Origin of the sequence: Ekhidna lutea (assembly GCF_900188325.1) — a bacterium.
Lineage (GTDB): Bacteria > Bacteroidota > Bacteroidia > Cytophagales > Cyclobacteriaceae > Ekhidna > Ekhidna lutea.
The window spans coordinates 45,548-65,587 of sequence record NZ_FZPD01000001.1 but is presented as its reverse complement, the minus strand read 5'-3'; the positions used below and the strand labels follow the sequence as shown (position 1 = coordinate 65,587).

The following is a 20,040-nucleotide window of genomic DNA, read 5'->3' as shown; positions in this document are numbered from 1 at the left end:
GCCCATAATTGTACTATTCGTAGCTGGATTAGGAATGTTAATCGAAATAACAATTTGATGACCGTTTCTGGATGAATATGAAAGTATTTTTAACACAAATTAGCTAGTAGAATACCCAATTTATGGTATTCTTTTTTAGTGTTTAAACAGCCTTATTTGCCATTATTCAACTACCAATTGATCAAAAAGATGAACTTCCCCAGCTTAGTCAGGTCGACTCTTGTCATTATTTTCATTTCATTTTTAAGTACCTCATTTGCCCAAAGTGGTCCGGGAGGTGTATTCTCTGACCTGTGGCTAAGGGCCGATTCAGCCGTCTTTTCAGACGCAGGAACCACACCCGCAGTTGATACAGATCCGGTTGTACAGTGGAATGATGTTTCAGGCACTGGAAACAACGCCAGCGTTGGAGGAGCAAATCCTACTTTTCAGATAGGCGGTCAAAATGGTCGACCATATCTTAGCTTTAGCGATGATGATATGGATTTCGCATTGGACGCCTTTGCATTTGGCTCTGCTGATCGATCTGTTTTCGTTGTAGCTGAATACCCATCCACACCCGGAAGTCAGCAATATTTTTTCTCATACGGCCCCAATGTGACCAGCCAAAGGTATTCTTTAGGGGTTAGCTCTTCAGATAATCTTATAGTGGAGATGCAAGGTGATGGCATCACATCAGATAATACGGTTGCTGCCGCATCACCATTCATTTTTTCAACCATTTATCCATTTGGTGGCGGAGCATTAAATACATCTCAAATATTTATAAACGGTACTAATTCTACGCATACAGGAGGCGCTGCTACACCGGCTACAGTTTTAACATCCGGTTCAGTTGGAGCACTAGCTGACAATGCAGGGTTACAGTTTAATGGAGATATATATGAGGTTATTTACTACGGCTTTGAGTTGAATGCTGTGGAAAGAACAATAGTTGAAAACTATCTATCCGCAAAATATGATATTCCAATATCAAATGACTTATATGCAGGCGACTTAGTTCCTAGCGGTGATTTTGACTTTGACGTAATAGGGATAGGAAGAGATGCGGGAGCAAGTCATATAGAGAGTGCCTCAGCAGGACTTAAGTTGGTAGATCAATCCTTTCTTTTAGATGATGGAGATTATGTGATTGCGGGGCATAGCGGTACTCCAAATGCTTTTGCAACAACGGATTTACCAGCAAATCATAATATGCGTCTAGCCCGCGACTGGTACATTGATATTTCTGATGCTACCTCAAATGCCGGAAGCATAGATTTAGAATTTGACCTTGCAGAAATGGGACTTTCTGTACCGCCGAATGTAGTTTCCGCAATGCTCATTACCAGACCAGGAACTTCAGGAGCATATACGGAGGTGATAATGGATACAGGCATTATCGGAGATGTTGTTGAGTTTTTTGGAGTAGATGTAACAACACTTGTTGACGGGCATAAGTATACCGTTGCATTTACAACAGAGAATGCCCTGAATTTTGATGGAACAGATGATAATGTAACGATTACTCACGATGCTACCTTAAACCTTGATGATGGTGCCTTTACCATAGAATACTGGGCCAGACCGGAAGTAGTGGATGGAAACTTTCGTTGGATAATGTCGAAGAGTAACACTGGCAATGCATCCATTGAATTTATAACAGGAATAAATTCTACTAATCAGTGGCGGTTCGGCCTGAGAGGTCTTAATATGGACATAGTTGGCACATCTACCGTAGTGGCTAACCAATACTATCACATTGCATGTGTATTTGACGGTTCGGAAGCAAGGCTTTATGTTAATGGAGACCTTGAAGGAACAGCATCAGTATCTGGCTCTGCAGTTACAGGATCAGAAAACATAGTTATTGGAGCAAGAAACGCTGCTACCCCGACCCAATTTTTTGACGGATCCATCGATGAGGTCAGATTTTGGAACACAGCTCGCACCCTACAGCAAATACATGACAATGCGTATTTAGATGTATCATCTGATTCTGACCTGATTTCATCTTATAACTTTAATCAGGGAGTTCCAAATGCAGATAATAGCAGCAATACATCCCTTCCAGATGTTTCTAACTCTAATAATGGAACCCTAAATAACTTTACGTTAAACTCCACTTCATCAAACTGGATTAATTCCACAGCTTTTGATAATGACATTTTCGCGCCTTATTTCATTTCCGGATATCCTCTGATTGATAATATCAGTACCACCGGCTTTGACATTACTGTACAATTGAATGAGCCAGGGACTTACTATTATGTTGTAGTTCCTGATGGAGCTACCCCGCCATCCGTAGATGACGTAAGAGCTGGGACTGGTTTTGGGGGGACCGGACAGCTGGCAGCTGGAAACATCGCAGTGACAACTCCTTCTTCAAATTTTGTATTGAGCCCAACAGGCCTTACACCAAACACATTTTATGATGTATACATCGTGGCTCAGGACGATGAGGGATCTCCAAATGTTCAAAGTGTAAATACAGTTTTTGATGTAACTACCGAAGCTGGTTTTGTCACAACATGGGTTACTTCAGATGGGCAAATCACCATTCCAACCACAGGCGGTGGGTATAATTATTCGGTTGAATGGAATAACATAACCAATCCAGGCACAAATGAAGGATTTATTGATGGCAGAACAGGAGACTATACCATCACCGGAATGGAAAATGGCTCCACTTATGAGGTGATTATTCGGGGTGCATTCCCACGTATTTATTTCAATAATACCGGGGATAAGGATAAAATTCAAACCATTGAACAGTGGGGTGATATAGCTTGGACAAGTATGCAACTTGCATTTTTGGGTTGTACAAATCTTGATATGGCAGCCACTGACATACCTGATTTATCTGGAGTAACAAACATGAGCCAAATGTTTAGAGCTGCAGGTACGTTTACAGGTGACCTAAGTGGCTGGGACGTGAGCACCATCACCGATATGAGCTTCTTATTTAGTAGCACAAGTTTTAATGGTGATATCTCTAGCTGGGATGTTTCTTCCGTTACTAACATGAGCTATCTATTTTATGTAAACCCTGCTTTTAATCAGAATATCAGTGGTTGGAATACCTCCGCAGCAACCAATATGTCACGAACGTTTAGCCATGCAAATGCTTTTAACCAGGATATAAGCTTATGGGATGTTTCTGGAGTCACGAACATGAATGGCATGTTCAATCAGGCTTTTGCATTTAATCAGGATATAAGTTCATGGAATGTTGCTTTGGTGACGAACATGGAGCAAATGTTTCGAGATGCCACAGCTTTTAACGCTAATATCAGTGGATGGAATGTTGCGACCGTTAGTTCGATTGCAAGAATGTTCCAGGGAGCCTCCTCATTCAATCAAAACCTGAGTGGCTGGGATGTAAATGCAACCGATCTCAACAATATGTTTAACAATGCAACTGCATTTGATTGGAATATTGGATCGTGGGACGTTACAGCAGTCACCAATATGACTGCCATGCTTGATAATTCCGGGATATCGGTTGTTAACTATGATTCTATTTTAAATGGCTGGGCTGCTCAATCTGCGAGTTTACAAGTTGGGGTTACACTCGGTGCAACCGGATTAGAATATTCCTCAACAGGAGAAGCAGATAGAATTACATTGACTTCTGCACCAAGTTCTTGGATTATTTCAGGGGATCAATTGGCTACTCCAGCCGCACCAACAAATTTCATAGCATATGCCACCTCTTCAACTGAAATCACTCTGGAATGGATAGATAATGCTACAAATGAAACCTCTTATTTAATTGAAAGAGCAGATGATTATGCGTTTACCACCAATGTCACAACTGTTTTAGCAGCCGAACCCGCAGATACAGATTCTGTTGGCTTTGCAATAGGCGTTAATCAACCGTATTATTATCGAGTTACTCCTGTTAATGGATTTGAAGATGCATCCAGTCAATCGGCAATAAAATTCGCGACTACAGAAGCTTTTGCTGGAAGTACATTATCATTCACAGGTAATCAACATGTCACTATTGCTGATCAAGCTGATTTTCAAGGAGATTCCATTACGCTTGAGGGCTGGATTAATACAACAAGTACAACCAACTTTGGTAGAGTAATCATTAAATCGGATGGTGCGACTCAATATTGGTCACTGGGAATTAACTGGACAGGGAATACAGGGAATGCATTCGCAACGGTTAATGCTTCTTCTACCAACGCCATTGCCATAGGAACATCAACAGTTAATGACGGCAGTTGGCATCACCTTGCAGCCACATTTGATTACTCAACCCAAACAGTAAATCTTTATGTAAACGGGACTTTAGAAGATACACAGAGTTTTACAGGTACACCATCTTCAATAACTGATGGGATTACCATAGGAAACCTTATTGATGGAAGCCAACCAATCGGCGGTGCACTGGATGAAATTAAAGTTTGGGGAACAATTAAATCAGACTTCACTGATAGATACACTCCTTTACAGGGTGACGAACCAGATCTTATAGCCTATTATCCGATGGATGAGGGAACTGGAGCAACCAATATTTTAGATGCTTCAGTAAATACCAATGATGGATTATTACAAAATGGCCCAGTTTATAATCCTTCAACAGTAGTTCAAGATGGAGTTGTTTCTAATACAAATGATTCAGGACCAGGTTCACTTCGAGCTGCAATCAACTATGCGAATGCAAACTCACCAACAACGATTACCTTCAACATTCCTGGTGGAGGGCCTCATTCCATTGGAGTACTAACTACACTACCCGACATCACTGCTGCCGGGACGATCATAGATGGAACATCGCAACCAGGATGGACTTTTGGTGATGTGAATAACATGGTTGCCATTGATGGCTCAGGTATCGGATCAAATTCAAGCGGATTGAATATTAACGAAGCTGCTGATGTCGAAATATATGGTTTAATCATTACTGGATTTAGCGGGCTGGAATCACATGCAGCCATTGAATTAACGGGAGATGGAGCAGATAATGCAATTATAGGTGCGCCTGGAATGGGTAATATCATACATGGCGGAGGCACTTCCGGAATCTACATTACACATTCAGATTCCACAATCATAAGAGGAAACTGGATAGGCACATTAAATGGAACTACTCCATCAGGAAATAACCATCATGGTATATCAGCAACAGGAACTATTAATAACTTAATTATAGGAGGTAACTCACTAACTGGTGAAGGAAACATTATTTCAGGAGCTGGAAATGGCAAATACGGAATTACTACAAACATCACAGGAACCAACCTTTCAATTAAGGGGAATTTAATTGGTACCGACTCTACAGGTAACGCCCCAATGAATAATGAAGCCGGTGGTGTCGATATTGGAGGAGCAGTCACATTTGTAGTCGGAGGTGTTGGTCCGGGTGAAAGGAATATTATTTCCGGAAATAATACGGACACCAATGCCGATGGGATTAATATTGGAAACTCTTCATCAGGAAGTATTCTAAACAATTACATTGGAGTTGGAGAAGATGGTTCTACACCACTAGGAAACGGCGGGTATGGGATACTTTTTGCCAATTCTGCCAGCAACGTCCTTGTTGATGGGAATACGATTTCTAACAATGGGACAGACGGTATTTACCTGGGCAATGGAAGTTCCACGTTAACTGTTTCCAACAACATCATTGGTTTAACAACGAATGGATTAATAGCCCAGGGTAATACCAACGATGGAGTTAGAATAGGTATTGGGACCAACATTACAATCTCAGGGAATACGATTTCTGCAAACGGAAGCGATGGGATTGTCATCGGAGGTGATCAAACCAATCTGGATATCAATACCAATATCATTGGTTTAGATATCAATGGTCAGGGAGACATGGTCCTCGACGGAGATGGTGTCACTGTCACAAGTGATAACACCTTCGGAAACCAAGACAATGGAATCGTATTAAACCTGGTAGATGGATCAAGCTCAGGCAACTCCATCAATGGTAACCTTATTTCAGGAAATGGTATCTATGCTGATCAAAACTCGGGATCGGTGGGTATTGGAATTTATATTAATGCTGACACCAGAGGCTTTACCATTCAGGATAATGTGATAGGCCTTGAAGGAGACGAAGTAACACCACAGAAAAACATTAACTCTGGTATCTATATCAGTGGGCTATCCAACTCAGTCATTGGAGGAACAGGAGCTAATGAAACAAACCTCATTGCGCACAATGGAGATTATGGCATAGAGAAGTTAGGCGCCCACATGGACGGGATTCCTGTTTTTGCCAATGAGTTTGTTTGTAATGAAAAAGGGGGTATCAGTTTTACATCTACTCCGATTATTGATGCGCCAGTAATTACACTAGTTTCGCCTTCATCTATATCAGGTACTACTACTGCGGAAGACAACTCAAACATCTCCATTTATGAAGCGGATTCCTGCGGTGTAAATCAGGGAAAACAACTCGTTCTCAATGCATCTAATTCTGTTTCAGGAGGCAACTGGTCTGCGACAGGCTCATTTGATTTGGGAAAAAATTATGTTGCTGTTGTTGTTGATGATGAAACAGCTATTAATGATACATTGAGCATATCAGAGTTTTCTGCATCTGCTAGTATCCCTCCTTCTGTAGTGGTTAACACAAATGACGCGGGTACTGGATCACTACGTGATGCAATTACTTATGCAAACGCTAATCCGGGAACTACAATCACATTTGATTTTCCCGGAGCAGGTCCATGGACTATTCAACTGGCTACTCCACTTCCTACCATAACAACCGGGATGACAATAGATGGTACCACTGCTCCACTTTATAATCGTACTTCTGGAGTCATGGTGACGCTTGATGGGAATACTAATTCAGTTGCCCAAGCGATAGTGACCAATCCGGGAGCTGGGGCAGGAGATTTAACTGTTAGAGGATTAAGATTCAATGGTTTCTTAGACGCTGCAATAACACAAACGAGTTCAGCACAGGTTTTTGATAATTATACGATTGAAGAAAACGTATTTGTGAACCTGGCGCTAGGAGCGACAGAAGAGGCCATTTGGGTAGATGATGCTACTAACCTTGTTGTAAATAATAACTTCATAGGGGTTGATTTTGATGGAGTAACTGCGGGAGACATTACTGGATCAGGCCTTTTAATTGATAATAATATTGCCAATGCAACGATTTCAAATAATACCCTTGGCAATCTCGGCTATGATGCTGTTTATAGAGCTGGCGGAATTGGTACTGATACCCTAACGAATAACCTTGTTGGATTAGTAGCTTCCGGTACTCAGCTTGCTAACAGTGGTGGACTCAGGAATGGATTTGTTCTGGAGAGTTCATCAAATACTGCATTCCTGGGCAATTATATTGTAGGTACTGGCAATGATGCTGTAACAGCTGCTGGATTAAGAATTAGTGTGGCAGCTTCAAATTTGATCATTAGGAACAATACCTTCGGCGAAGACTTTGATACGGATCCATTTGCTAACAGAAAAGGAATTTCGATTGATAACTCAGTTTCGATTTCCAGTATCCATATTGGAGGAGCAGCCACTCAGGGCAACATTATTGCTCATTCCACTGAAGAGGCAATTCTGGTAGATGGAAATCAATCAAACCAAATCTTCATTAGAAGCAATAGTATTTATAACAATACTTCAGGAATTGTTTTAAATGGAGCCAATGGAGGAATAGCTCCGGCAATTATCGGTGGAATATCTGCTGCTGATGTAAATGGTACCGGGGTAATTGGAGAAACCGTTCATCTATATGCTTCAGATGTAAATGGCCAGGGACAGTCCTTGCTAGATAGTGCTGTCGTGGCAGGTGATAATACCTGGAGCATTACAGGTCTGTCCCTTACTGCCAGTGATTCACTGGTAGTTACTGCGACTGGTAGCTCAGGAACTTCGGAATTCTCAACCATCTACTCATATGTACCTTCAAGCGTCACTAACACCAATGATGCCGGTCCGGGCTCACTTCGTGAAGTAATTAACTATGCCAATGCGAATCCCGGAACTACGATTACATTCGACATTCCAGGTGGAGGCCCATGGGTAATTAACCTTGCTACTGAACTGCCAGATGTGACTGCCCAAGGAACCATCATTGATGGAACGACTCAACCAGGCTGGGATATTCTCACAGCCAATATGCCAACGGTTGATGGTGGCGGAACATTGGTACGTGGGCTCGATTACAAGAATAATAATGTAGCACTTTATGGGATGCATATGACCAACTTTACTGTTGGAGTCATGTTCAATACAGGAGGCACATCTGCCAATGGATACATTTTTGGCGCACCGGGCAAAGGCAACATCTTCACAGGAAATAGTAGTAACGGTATTCAACTGCTGACATACACCGGTGGAGGCACCATTCAGTCAAACTATTTCGGGATTTTACCGGATAGTGTATCAGCTGGTTTTAGTAACGGTATTGGTATCAACATCGGTACTAATGGCGATAAGGTTCAAATCGGAGGATTGGGCGCCAACGAAGGGAACGTGGTTGCTAATAATACAACTCATCAAATCGGCATAAGTAATGCGGATTCAGTAACGGTTCAGGGAAATATTGTGGGACTTTCAGCCGATGAAACCATAGCACCAGGAGTTGGTAATGGTATAAGCATTAGTGCATTAAATGCTGCGCGAATTGAACAAAATGTGATCGGTGGTGTGAATATGGGCATACGGATTTCAGCTGCCAATTCAAGTACAATTATCCGAAATAATATCGGTGTAGCCTCTGACAGCACGGCAGCTTTTGGGAATGTAAATGGAATTAGGGTATTGACTACCGGAGCAACAAATAATATTATTGGCTCCAATACAGTTTCAGCCGATGGTAACATAATTGCCTATAGTTCTAGTGAAGCAATCTTGTTTGACAATGCAAGCGCAACTGGCAATCAAATTCAGCGAAATGAAATGTATGGAAACACGGCTGGCATTGTTCTCAATGGTTCACACAATGGGATTGTGTCACCATCAATAGACCCAATTACCTCTGATAGTACAGCAACAGGAACCGGCACAAATGGTGATGTAATAGATCTTTACCTGGCAGATAGTTTAGGCCATGGTGAAAAGTATTTGGGATCTGCTACAGTTTCAGGTGGAACCTGGAGTATTGGTTCATTATCCCTCATTGGAGGAGACCAGGTAGTAGCTACAGCTACCAATGCCACGGATGGTACGTCAGAATTTAGCACGCCAGCACCTTTCATTTTCAATTACCCGTCAGCAGAAGGAGCAGGTGAGGCGCTTTCCTTTGATGGTAGTAATGACTTTGTCGACTTAGGAACCAAGCTTGCTGATGGGTTATCAGCTATTACGGTTGAAGCCTGGATTAATCCAAATACGGTTACCCCCGGTGGTGTAACCGGGAGTGATATTAGGACGATCATTTCCGAAGGGACCTTAGAAGCAGGGAATACAGCGTTGTTTATAGGTTTTGCAGGGGATAATAGTGAAACTCAATTATATGCCACTGTTGACGCAGGCGGTGGTTTGCAGCTTGCAACCTATGCAGCTTCAAATATTTCGCTAAATGAGTGGACACACCTGGCTATGACCTGGACATCAGGAGATGTGGTCAAACTTTATGTAAATGGCGAAGAGGTTGCACAATCACCGGTAGCGACCGGATCTATCATCTCAGTCGCAAATGACTTTGCTATCGGAAGAAGTTATAATACTGGTGAAGACTATTTTGATGGGGAGATTGACGAGGTTCGTGTCTGGGATTTTGCAAAAACAGATGAAGAAATCAGAGGGAGTCTGGCTCAAAAAATAACAGGAGGTTCTTCCGGTCTAATTGGATATTTTCCTATGGATGATAGTGGTGATTTAGGAACACTCTTGGATTATGATGGAGTCATCAATGGAACAATTGACGGAGCTTCATACGTGCCATCCGGAGCACATTTAGGTGATTACAGTACCTACGAATATTCGTACGGGGCTGGGTCAGGCAGGAATTTGGACGCATTTAGAGTAGATAATCTAGGTGTACCAAACCTTCCACTTCACATCTATCGCGTCAGTGGAACGCCAACAAACAACGTTGTATCCGGATTTGATAATATAGCAGATACGACATACTATGGTGTTTTCGCTCCTGGTCAAACCTATGATGTTGTTGACAGTATTGGTTCATTGACTGCTGACCGTAGGATTCTATACCGTGCTGATGGAGCTGATACTACGTGGACAAGCATCAGTGGTGTATTGGGTATAAGACTTGAAGACGATCAAATTTATGCTTACGGACAGTCTGGTAGTGGCCAATTTGTTACCGCAATCGATCAAAACCCATACCCTACTCCTGTGGATGCCGGGTATGCGTTAAGCTTCAATGGTTCTGGTGATCTAATAGCAATGGGGTCTGACCCTTCTTTGCAAATTACTGGGCCATTAACCTATGAATTTTGGATCAACACAACAGCTTCTACTGGCTATGTTATTGGAAGAAGAAATAGTGATGCTGCTGCAGGCATAGCTTCCAACCTAGAAATTTTAGGGGATGGAAGAATTCAACTCGTGACAAACAATGGAGCCACTACTTCAGTGACTGTACAAAGTACAGCATCGATAAATGACGGATCATGGCATCATGTTGCTGCAGTGTATGAGCCATCAGCCTATTTAAGAATTTATGTGGATGGTTTATTAAGTGGTGAAAACACAAGCGGAATCTTTGCAAATTTGAATCCGGCATCACTTCCATTTCATCTTGCTTTTAGGCACGCAACCACACCAAATTATTTTGCCGGGCAGTTAGATGAAGTTCGTGTCTGGGATATCGCCTTAGGACAGAACAGCATTCGAGATCACATGATCCAAAAAATTGACGCGGATTTTGATAGCCTTAACCACTTGGTTGCATATTATCGTTTTGATGAAAACAGTGGATCTGTTGCTGCCAACCTTGCAGGCGATTCGGATGGGACTGTAACTGGTGCAACACCTGTTATTTCGGGCGTACCACAGGGTCAGGGAAGTATCTATTCATATCAGGGAACTCCCGGAATTTTAAATACCGGGCAGTTCGGAGAAGATATTAATGTCTACTATGATGATGCTACAGGAGGGATCCATGGCTATGTAGTTCAGGGCAATCCAAACCAGTTGCAAGCAGATGGTTTTAATAACCTTGATCAGGGTAAATACTATGGCGTGTTTGCTCCTGCAGGTCAGAAAGTAGATCTCCATATGGATTATAGTGGGGGTAATGATACCAACAGGAGAATAGTATATAGAAAAGATGCTACTGATACAGCAGCAGTTGGTGGGTGGGAGCGATTGTCCGGATTACTTAATACTAGTGATGTGGTTGACTCAGTTTTTGCATTTAACGTGCCAAGCGGAGAAGTCACAACAGCCGTTTTAAATCCGCCAAGTTCATATCCATTGTTGGGCACAACTGATCCTGGAGATGCATTGGATTTTGATGGAGTGGATGATCATGTAGTTGTTGACGATATTTTTGATGCAATTGACTCTTTGTCAATTGAAGTTTGGATCAATCCTTCTTCTGCTCAGGGAGGTGAAGGCATCATCGTTTCACAAAGTACCTCAAGTGTGGCCGAAGGCTGGGAATTGAGAAGAATCGGAACAACGATTCAGTTAACTTTCAGGTCGAGCAATAGCACACAATATACAGCATCGAATACGCTAACGCCTGATACCTGGCAACACGTTGCAGGCGTTTGGGACGGCTCGAACATAATTGTCTATGTAGATGGAGTTGCCGGTTCTAGTGCTGGTACAGCTGGAAATATCCCCGATAATGCACGAAATCTCATCATTGGAAATCATGATGGGAATGCGCGTTTTTTTCAGGGTCAAATAGATGAGGTTCGGATTTGGAATGCAGCTCTAACTCAAACGGAAATTACAACTTATGCAAATGCAAACACTGTTTTATTCCATCCAAACTATTCAGATTTATTGGCATACTACCGCTTTGACGATGGTACGGGCTCAACCATTTTGGAAGATGTATTTGGTAACAATGATGGTACACTTACCAACATGGATGAGAATACGGATTGGATTGCTTCAGGAGCACTTGCTGGGGCACCACAAGAAAATGCGTTGAATTTTGATGGGACAGATGACTTCTTAAGTATTGCAAGAACTCAACTACCAACAGGACTAACTTTTGAGGCATGGATTCAAACATCATCAACCGATACTGCCTCAAATTATACCGGTAATGCAGCGCTAAGTGTAATTGGAGATATGAATAATGATGTTGGTCTGTCATTTGGAATTACAGATGGTAAAGTGGTTTTTAATCACTTTGATGGTTCATCCTGGAACGCATTGCAAGGAAACGCTTTAGTTAATGATAGCACGTGGCACCATATTGCGGCAACACATGATCAAACTTCAGGTGATGTGCTTATTTATGTTGATGGTGTTCTCGATATAACAGGCAACATCAGCTATGATGCATCTTATCATCATTTTAACAGAATTGGATCTTCATATAATGCCGGAATTGTAGATGGTGACTTTTTTGATGGCTCTATTGACGAAGTTCGTATTTGGAATACAGTCATTGACGAGGTTGAAATCAGAGATCATTTATACGCAAGTGATCTTGGATCTCATCCAAACAATACCAATCTGGTTCTTCATTATAATTTCAATCAGGGAGATGCTGGGAATAATAATAGTGGTGAATCAACAGTTGCAGACCTATCAAGCAACACGCTTGATGGCACATTGAATGGATTTACATTAAATGGAGCTTCATCTAACTTTATTTCATCGAATGCTTTTGTACATACACCTTCGGCATCATCCATTCAAGCAACTAATATTTCCGTGTCGAATGTGACAGAAACCACCGCAGACATCACGTGGACCAATGGTGATGGTCAGCGAAGAATTGTGGCAATTTTTGAAGGCATAGAATCGCAAATGCCTATACCGGCAGACAATCAGTTTTTAGGTGCAGACCCCATGTTTATGAGTGGTGATCTTGCGGATAGTTCATGGTATACGGTGTACAATGGGTTTGGAGATTCAATATCTGTTACAGGGTTAACCTCAGGGCAGGATTACACGATCGCGGTATTGGAGGTGAATGGTCCAGCTGGTCAGGAAGCATATAATTCCGGTGCAGACACAGACAATCCATTGAATTTTAGCACGAATGTTTCCAGCACCAATTATGCACTTGAATTTGATGGATCTGCTCAATATGTGGAAATAGCTGATGCACCGCAATTTGATATCGATACAGCCTGGACGATTGAGGCATGGATTAAGACGCCTTCTACAGGCCAGCAGAATATTGTGTCGCAGGTATCTGGTAATACCGGATATGCATTCTTTAAATCTGGGGGAACGCTTTACTTTCAATACTATAGTTCAGGAGGTTTCCAAAATGGTGGAACTGCACTTGACATTGCCGCTGGAATTGATGATGATCAGTGGCATCATGTGGCGGTATCACAAAATGGATCAAATGGAAAAATTTATGTAGATGGATCTCCGGTTCTGGACGTAAACGTTTTACTACCCATTGATGAGACCACAGGAAGCGTTCGTTTCGGTCAAGACCCATTTGTAGGGGGTTATACAGGAGTTTTAGATGAAGTAAGGTTTTGGGACTATCAGCGATCTGACACTGAAATAGTTGATCATTATGTAAGTGAGTTAAATGGTGATGAAGCAGGTCTAGTTGCATACTATCCATTTACGGATGGGCCTGGTGACAGCACCTTAACCGATGCGACAGGAAATGGTAATGTTGGAATCTTAAACGCTATGGATGTAAACACAGACTGGGTAGAAGGACCGATTTTGAATCCTCCAGCGGGACCAAATCCACTTGGCGAAGACTTTAATTCAGACTTACCAACAACCACTGATCAGGCACTTTTCCTAGGGTCCGGTCTATGGGAAGGGCAAGGTGTGAAATCTGCTGAAGATTCAACCAAAGCGAATGGAGGTACAGGAGATGCTGCATTGATGTTCTTTGGAACAGGCAATTATTTAACCACCCCAAGCCTGGATGCAGTCAATCAGTTTACATTCTATTACAGAGCCGAAAATGCAGGAGGAAATGGATTTGTCTTTGACGTATTTACCTCCAGTGATGGTGGAATTACTTTCGATCAGGAAATAGCTAGTGATAGCTCTAACAATACAACAACCTATAAAGAATTCAACTACAACTTCGGTAGTCCATACACAGGGCCAATCAGAATTGTTTACGATGCGCTCGGCAGTGAGAGTGGGTACATAGATGATTTTTACGCTGATGCTGAGGTGCTGAGATCTGATGTGACTATTACCACGCTTCCGGTTGGAGATACCACCGTAAATGCTGGAGATCAAGACATTCTCATTTATAAAGTTCAGGTAGATATTGCAAATGCGAGTGCTGCTGTTGAAGGAATGTTTTTGACTATTCTTGGAGCGGATTCAACAGACTTTGATCTAGAGGGATTCAAATTCTTTGAAAGCATCAACATTGATGACTTTGGAAGTGCAACGCTTATTGATAGTAGCTCGTGGAGCCCTGGAGACCCAGTACCAAATGGTTCAATAGGTCAGTTATTTACAGACTTCTATGTTCCAGGAACAACTGTGTATTACTACGTAACTGCTGATATTAGTGCTTTGGCCAACCCAGGCACTTTCAATGTGGATATTCCGGATATCGAGCAGTTTGGCTTTGGTGATACCAATAAATTTGATGGAGGGCTGACACAGGGAGATAATATTACCATCCAAAGTGGCACTACACCTTTAGCACCTTCTGATTTTAGTATTATTGAAGAACTAGACGGATCAGTCACATTTGACTGGACTGATAATGCAACTGATGAAATAGATTACATCATTGAGCAATCAACCGATAATGCTGTTTGGTCTTCTTTTAGTGGTTCCTTGGGCGTTGATACTTCATCTTATAATTCCGGACCATTAAGTTCTGAGACGGCATTCTGGTGGAGAGTTGTAGCTGTAGGAACAGGAGGAAACGCTTTTTCAGCATCCAGATATGCAGGAAACATAACTCTGCCTGGAAATGCTTTAGATTTCGATGGTGTAGACGATCATGTATCAATTGGAGATATTCACGACTTTTCAAGTCCTTTTACGATTGAAGCATGGGTTTCAAGAGCTACTACCGGAACCCCTGATTGGGTAGTATCAAATGGATCGACTCCAGTAAATACTGGGGAATATCTCCATTTTGGATTCAGAAGTGGCGATCAGTTGTCAATAGATTTCTTCGGTGATGGCGTTTCTTCTGTAGAAACAGTGACAGATGCTGATTGGCACCACATAGCAGCTGTATATGATGGCGCCAATATAGGCCTATACTTAGACGGTGATTCATTAACTGTCGCGGATCCAAGTATTACACCATTTGCAGGTGTGGGTGATTTTAGAATTGGGCAGGCGTTTGATACCGAGTTCTTCCAGGGTCAGATTGATGAAGTTCGAGTTTGGAGCCGTGATTTAACCCAGGCAGAAATCCAGGCTAATTTGTACAATACACTGGATGGGAGCGAACCTAATTTAATGGTATACTATCGCTTTGATCATTCAGCTGAATTTGAACTAGCAGATTACTCGGAAAGCAATATCAGTGGCTTCCTTCAAAGTATGGATACAAGTGATTGGGTAGCTTCCGGAGCGCTTACTCAGGTTGTTCCTGACGCAACATTTGCAACGGTACCTGTTACAGGAGGGAACCTAAATCAAGGATCGACTGATAACTTAATCTACCAATTTAGTATTAGCGCTGCTGGGGGCATTATAACCAAGGAGGGTATGAGTGTTGCGGTAGGAGGTAATGCAACAAACGCAGATTTTAGCGCCAATGGCTGGAAGCTTTATGAAAGCATTAATACAGATACCGGAATTGGAGGAGCTTCATTAATTGGATCAACCAATATTGGAGATTTTGCAGCTGATACAGTGGCATTCGCAATGAGTGGCGATATTCAAAATGGCGATACACATTACTTCTACCTGGCTGTTGATGTTGATCCTGCTGCAACTCCGGGGAATGCTTTCAATGTGGTGCTTTGGAGTGGAGATCCAACAGAAACTGTTGGTATTGCTGATCCTAAAAACAAAATAGATGGTGGTTTTGTGGATGGTGAAACTTTCACGATTCAGAGTAGTGATACGGAATCACCAACTCCGGTAATTTCTAGCACAGAATCAAGCCCAACCAACGCAAACCCTATTCCAATAGATATCGATTTTGGTGAAGTGGTTATTGGATTTGATAGTACTGATTTAGTTGTTGTAAATGGTACAGCCCAAAACTTTGTAGATATAGATGGCCAAAGCTATACAGTGGAGGTTGTTCCGGTATCAGATGGCACAGTCACAATAGATATTGCGGACTCTGTAGCACAGGATTTGGCCGGTAATGAAAGTTTAATTGCAGCACAATTTACAATTGACTTTGACGGAACTGGCCCTTCGATCACATTTGATCAGGATGGCTTGACTGTTAATGACACAAACCTTTCAGGAACAATAAGTGATCCTACTGATGTAATCCAAATTTCTGTAGATGGTGGGTCTACATTATCATCAGGCTCAAATGAAGGTGATGGTACATGGTCATATGACTTAAGTTCGGATCCTAACTTTGTAGGTGATGCCCTTTACAACATTTACCTGGATGTGGTTGACACTTTGGGTAATCAGACTATACTTTCAACGGGTACGGTAACGATAGATCAGACTGGGCCTTCAGTAAGCGTTGATTCACTTTTGACGAATAATACAAGTCCAGAAATCACTGGGACAATTGATGATGAGCTTGCAACTGTCAATGTAACTATAGATGGGAATTTGTATTCTGCCGTAGTGACAACAGGAGCTTGGACTATTTCAGAAGGTACAATTGCGCCACCATTATCAGACGGGGTGTATGATGTGCAGGTAATCGCTACAGACTCAGCTTCTAATATTGGTAATGATAGTACTACATCTGAACTGACAATTGATACGACGGCACCAATCGTTACAATAGATTTTCTAACGACAAGTGAATCAAGTCCGGAGCTAACAGGAACAGTTGATGACATCTTAGCAAACGTCGAGTTAATAATTGTATCGAATACATACACTGCTACAAACAATGGTGACAGTACATGGACTTTGTCAGCAGGAGTAATTAATCCACCGTTGACCGACGATACATATGATGTTCAAGTGAGTGCAACAGATATCTTGGGTAATGTTGGTAATGATGCTACAACTGATGAGCTTACTGTAGATGTTTCCGGTCCTTCCATCACCTTTGATCAGGATGGAGCAACAACCAATGACACCAACCTAACTGGTACAGTAAGCGATCCAACAGATGTTATCCAAATTTCAGTGGATGGAGGTACAACATTATCAGCAGTTTCAAATGAGGGTGATGGTACCTGGTCTTATGACTTGAGTACTGATCCTAACTTTGTAGGTGATGCACTTTACAACATTTACCTGGATGTGGTTGATACTTTGGGTAATCAGACCATTCTTTCAACTGGAAGCATTGTAATTAATCAAAACGGCCCGGTCATCACTTTTGATCAGGATGGTTTGACCACTAATGACCTGAATTTGACTGGAACAATTAGTGACCCTAGTGAAGTGATTCAGATTTCTACTGATGGAGGAACAGGCTTTGCCAGTGTAACTAATAATGGAGATGGTACCTGGATGTACGATTTGGGCACTGATGTCAACTTTGCTGGAGATGGTACCTATTCCATTTATTTGGATGCAGTTGATACGGTTGGGAATCAAACGGTTTTCTCTTCCGGAAGTGTAACGATTGATCAAACCGCTCCAATTATTGAAGTTGATATCTTGGGAACATCGCTTTCCAGTCCTTCAATCACTGGCACAATCGATGATATATCTGCTACCATCGAAGTAACTGTAGACGGACAAACAAACCCTGCAGCGAATGTGGGAGATGGAACATGGATGCTAGCAGCAGGAACGCTTACAGACCTTGCTGACGGAACATATGATGTTTCTGTATCTGCTACAGATGTTGTTGGCAATGTCGGTACAGATCAAACCATAGATGAACTAGTCATAACACAAGAAATATTAGCGTTGCAAGCATCTAAAATTTCTTCTACCAGCTTTAGGGCTAATTGGAGTGAAGGATTGGATGTACAGTCTTATCAAATTGATGTTTCAAGGGAGAGCGATTTTTCTACTTTTGTTGCCGGGTACGAAAATGTTTCCGTTCCATTGACAAATAGGTCGCTGAATATAACTGGGCTTGACTTCTCCACGACCTATTATTACCGGGTGAGGTTGGTTAACACAGCAAGCCAGGTATCTGCAAATTCGAATGTCAGAACTGTAAAAACAGTTGTTGATTTACCAACGCTTGCTGATTCACTTGCACTTGTTCAAATTCATGAGGCGATTAACCCTCAAGGGCTTAACTGGGAGACAGCCAGGCTGAGGGACTGGGATGGTGTAACGCTCGATGATAACAGAACCAGGGTTGCGGTAGTGAATATTAGTGGTACGCAAGCTGCTGGCGATATGCCTAATCCATTTGTTGGAGATGCATTGACCAATGGCGGATTAAGCGAGTTGACGGGTATGGATATCTCAGTCAATGAGATTACGGGCTTGATTGATTATTCAGGCACCTCCTTAGCAACCCTTTTTGTAAATGAAAACGCACTACAGTTCGATGATCTTGAGCCTGTAGTTGCTTTAAATATCACTGAACTGGACTACTCAGACCAGGCAAGTGTACAGTACAATGAAACTACCGATGGAAGTCCTATTGAGGTTCGGTATACTAATAGTTATTCCTTATCCATAGGAGATGGTGGTGCGGGAATAGGTGGATCCGAAAATGAATATACATGGTTCAGAAATGACGCTACAATTAGCAGTGGTGATGACTTTGCCATCTCAGATGCACAAGCGCTCATCATCAGTATCGACTATGATAACATGGGTACATTCAGAACCGAAGTGACTAGCACCCTGGTACCAGGTTTGACAATCGAAGTAGATCCACAAATTGTATGGGCAGTGGCCGATATGGTGGTGACTGTTGTTGATGAGCAGGGAGACCCTCTGGAGGATTTGATTGACGGTTACATGTTAGAGGCGGTAAGACGAGCTAAAGGATTTGATACATTGGAGGTAGTTACAAATGCACCTCCTCCATCGTTTACCTTCCCTGATGTAGTTTTAGGTAATTACATCATTGCCATGAACTCGAACCCAGAGCTTTATATTCCTACCTATTATGGAGATGTATTTGAGTGGGGAGAGGCTGATACCTTGTTTTTCAGAAGTGATGATGGAATAACCATGACTATGACGGAAGTTCCTCCTGAGCTTGTAGAGGGAGATGGAGATGGCACTCTGGATATTTTAATTGAAGAGGATTTTGGCGAAGATGATGCTAGAATAGATGCAAGGCGAAGAGCGGCCAAACGTAAGTGCGGGTTGAGAAGAAAGCGATCGGGTGGACGTACAGGTCAGGATGATGATGAATTTGAATTGATTGCCTATGGTGAAACAGATGAAAATGGAGAGTTCCAGTTTGGGTTCCTTCCAGAAGGAACATATAGATTCTTTGTCGAATATCCGGGTATTCCTTTGGATGAATCCTCATTCGTAGAGTTTGAAGTTGGAGAAGCCGGAGTAAGCGATACAGACTTTAAACTACAGGCTTTTGCCTCTGAAGATGGCATTGAAGTGACTATTGAAGCAGTCTTAGGAGTGATTTTAGATTACTTTAAGAATCTGAAGATATACCCCAACCCATCAAGTGATTATTTGAATATTGCCTACAGACACTTAAAGTCGGGTGATGTTACTGCTCAGCTTGTTGATCTTACTGGAAATACATTGTGGTCTTTAGATCTTCGAAATGGATTTGATGGACAGGTACAGATTGACGTGAAGGACTTTGAAGAAGGAGTTTACATATTGAGGTTCTACGATAGAGAAAACCCTCAGGATAATGTAGTAAGCTTCAGAATAATCGTCAGCCAATAAATTTAGTAAAGGACTGCCTCAGGAGAGTTTCACCCTCCGAGACAGTCCTTT

1 protein-coding gene is annotated in these 20,040 nt (G+C 42.1%); it reads left to right on the top strand.

The genetic code is table 11. The annotated features are described in order from the left end of the window. Positions 1 to 189: 189 nt before the first annotated feature. The gene (locus tag CHB71_RS00190) at positions 190 to 19,989 is read left to right on the top strand and encodes a LamG-like jellyroll fold domain-containing protein (protein ID WP_089354861.1); all 19,800 of its coding nucleotides are present in this window, start codon (positions 190 to 192) and stop codon (positions 19,987 to 19,989) included. Positions 19,990 to 20,040: the final 51 nt, after the last annotated feature.

What these genes read in the sequence shown, in the direction of transcription:
- CHB71_RS00190 (WP_089354861.1), top strand. Translation starts at nt 190, where the DNA reads ATGAACTTCCCCAGCTTAGTCAGGTCGACTCTTGTCATTATTTTCATT.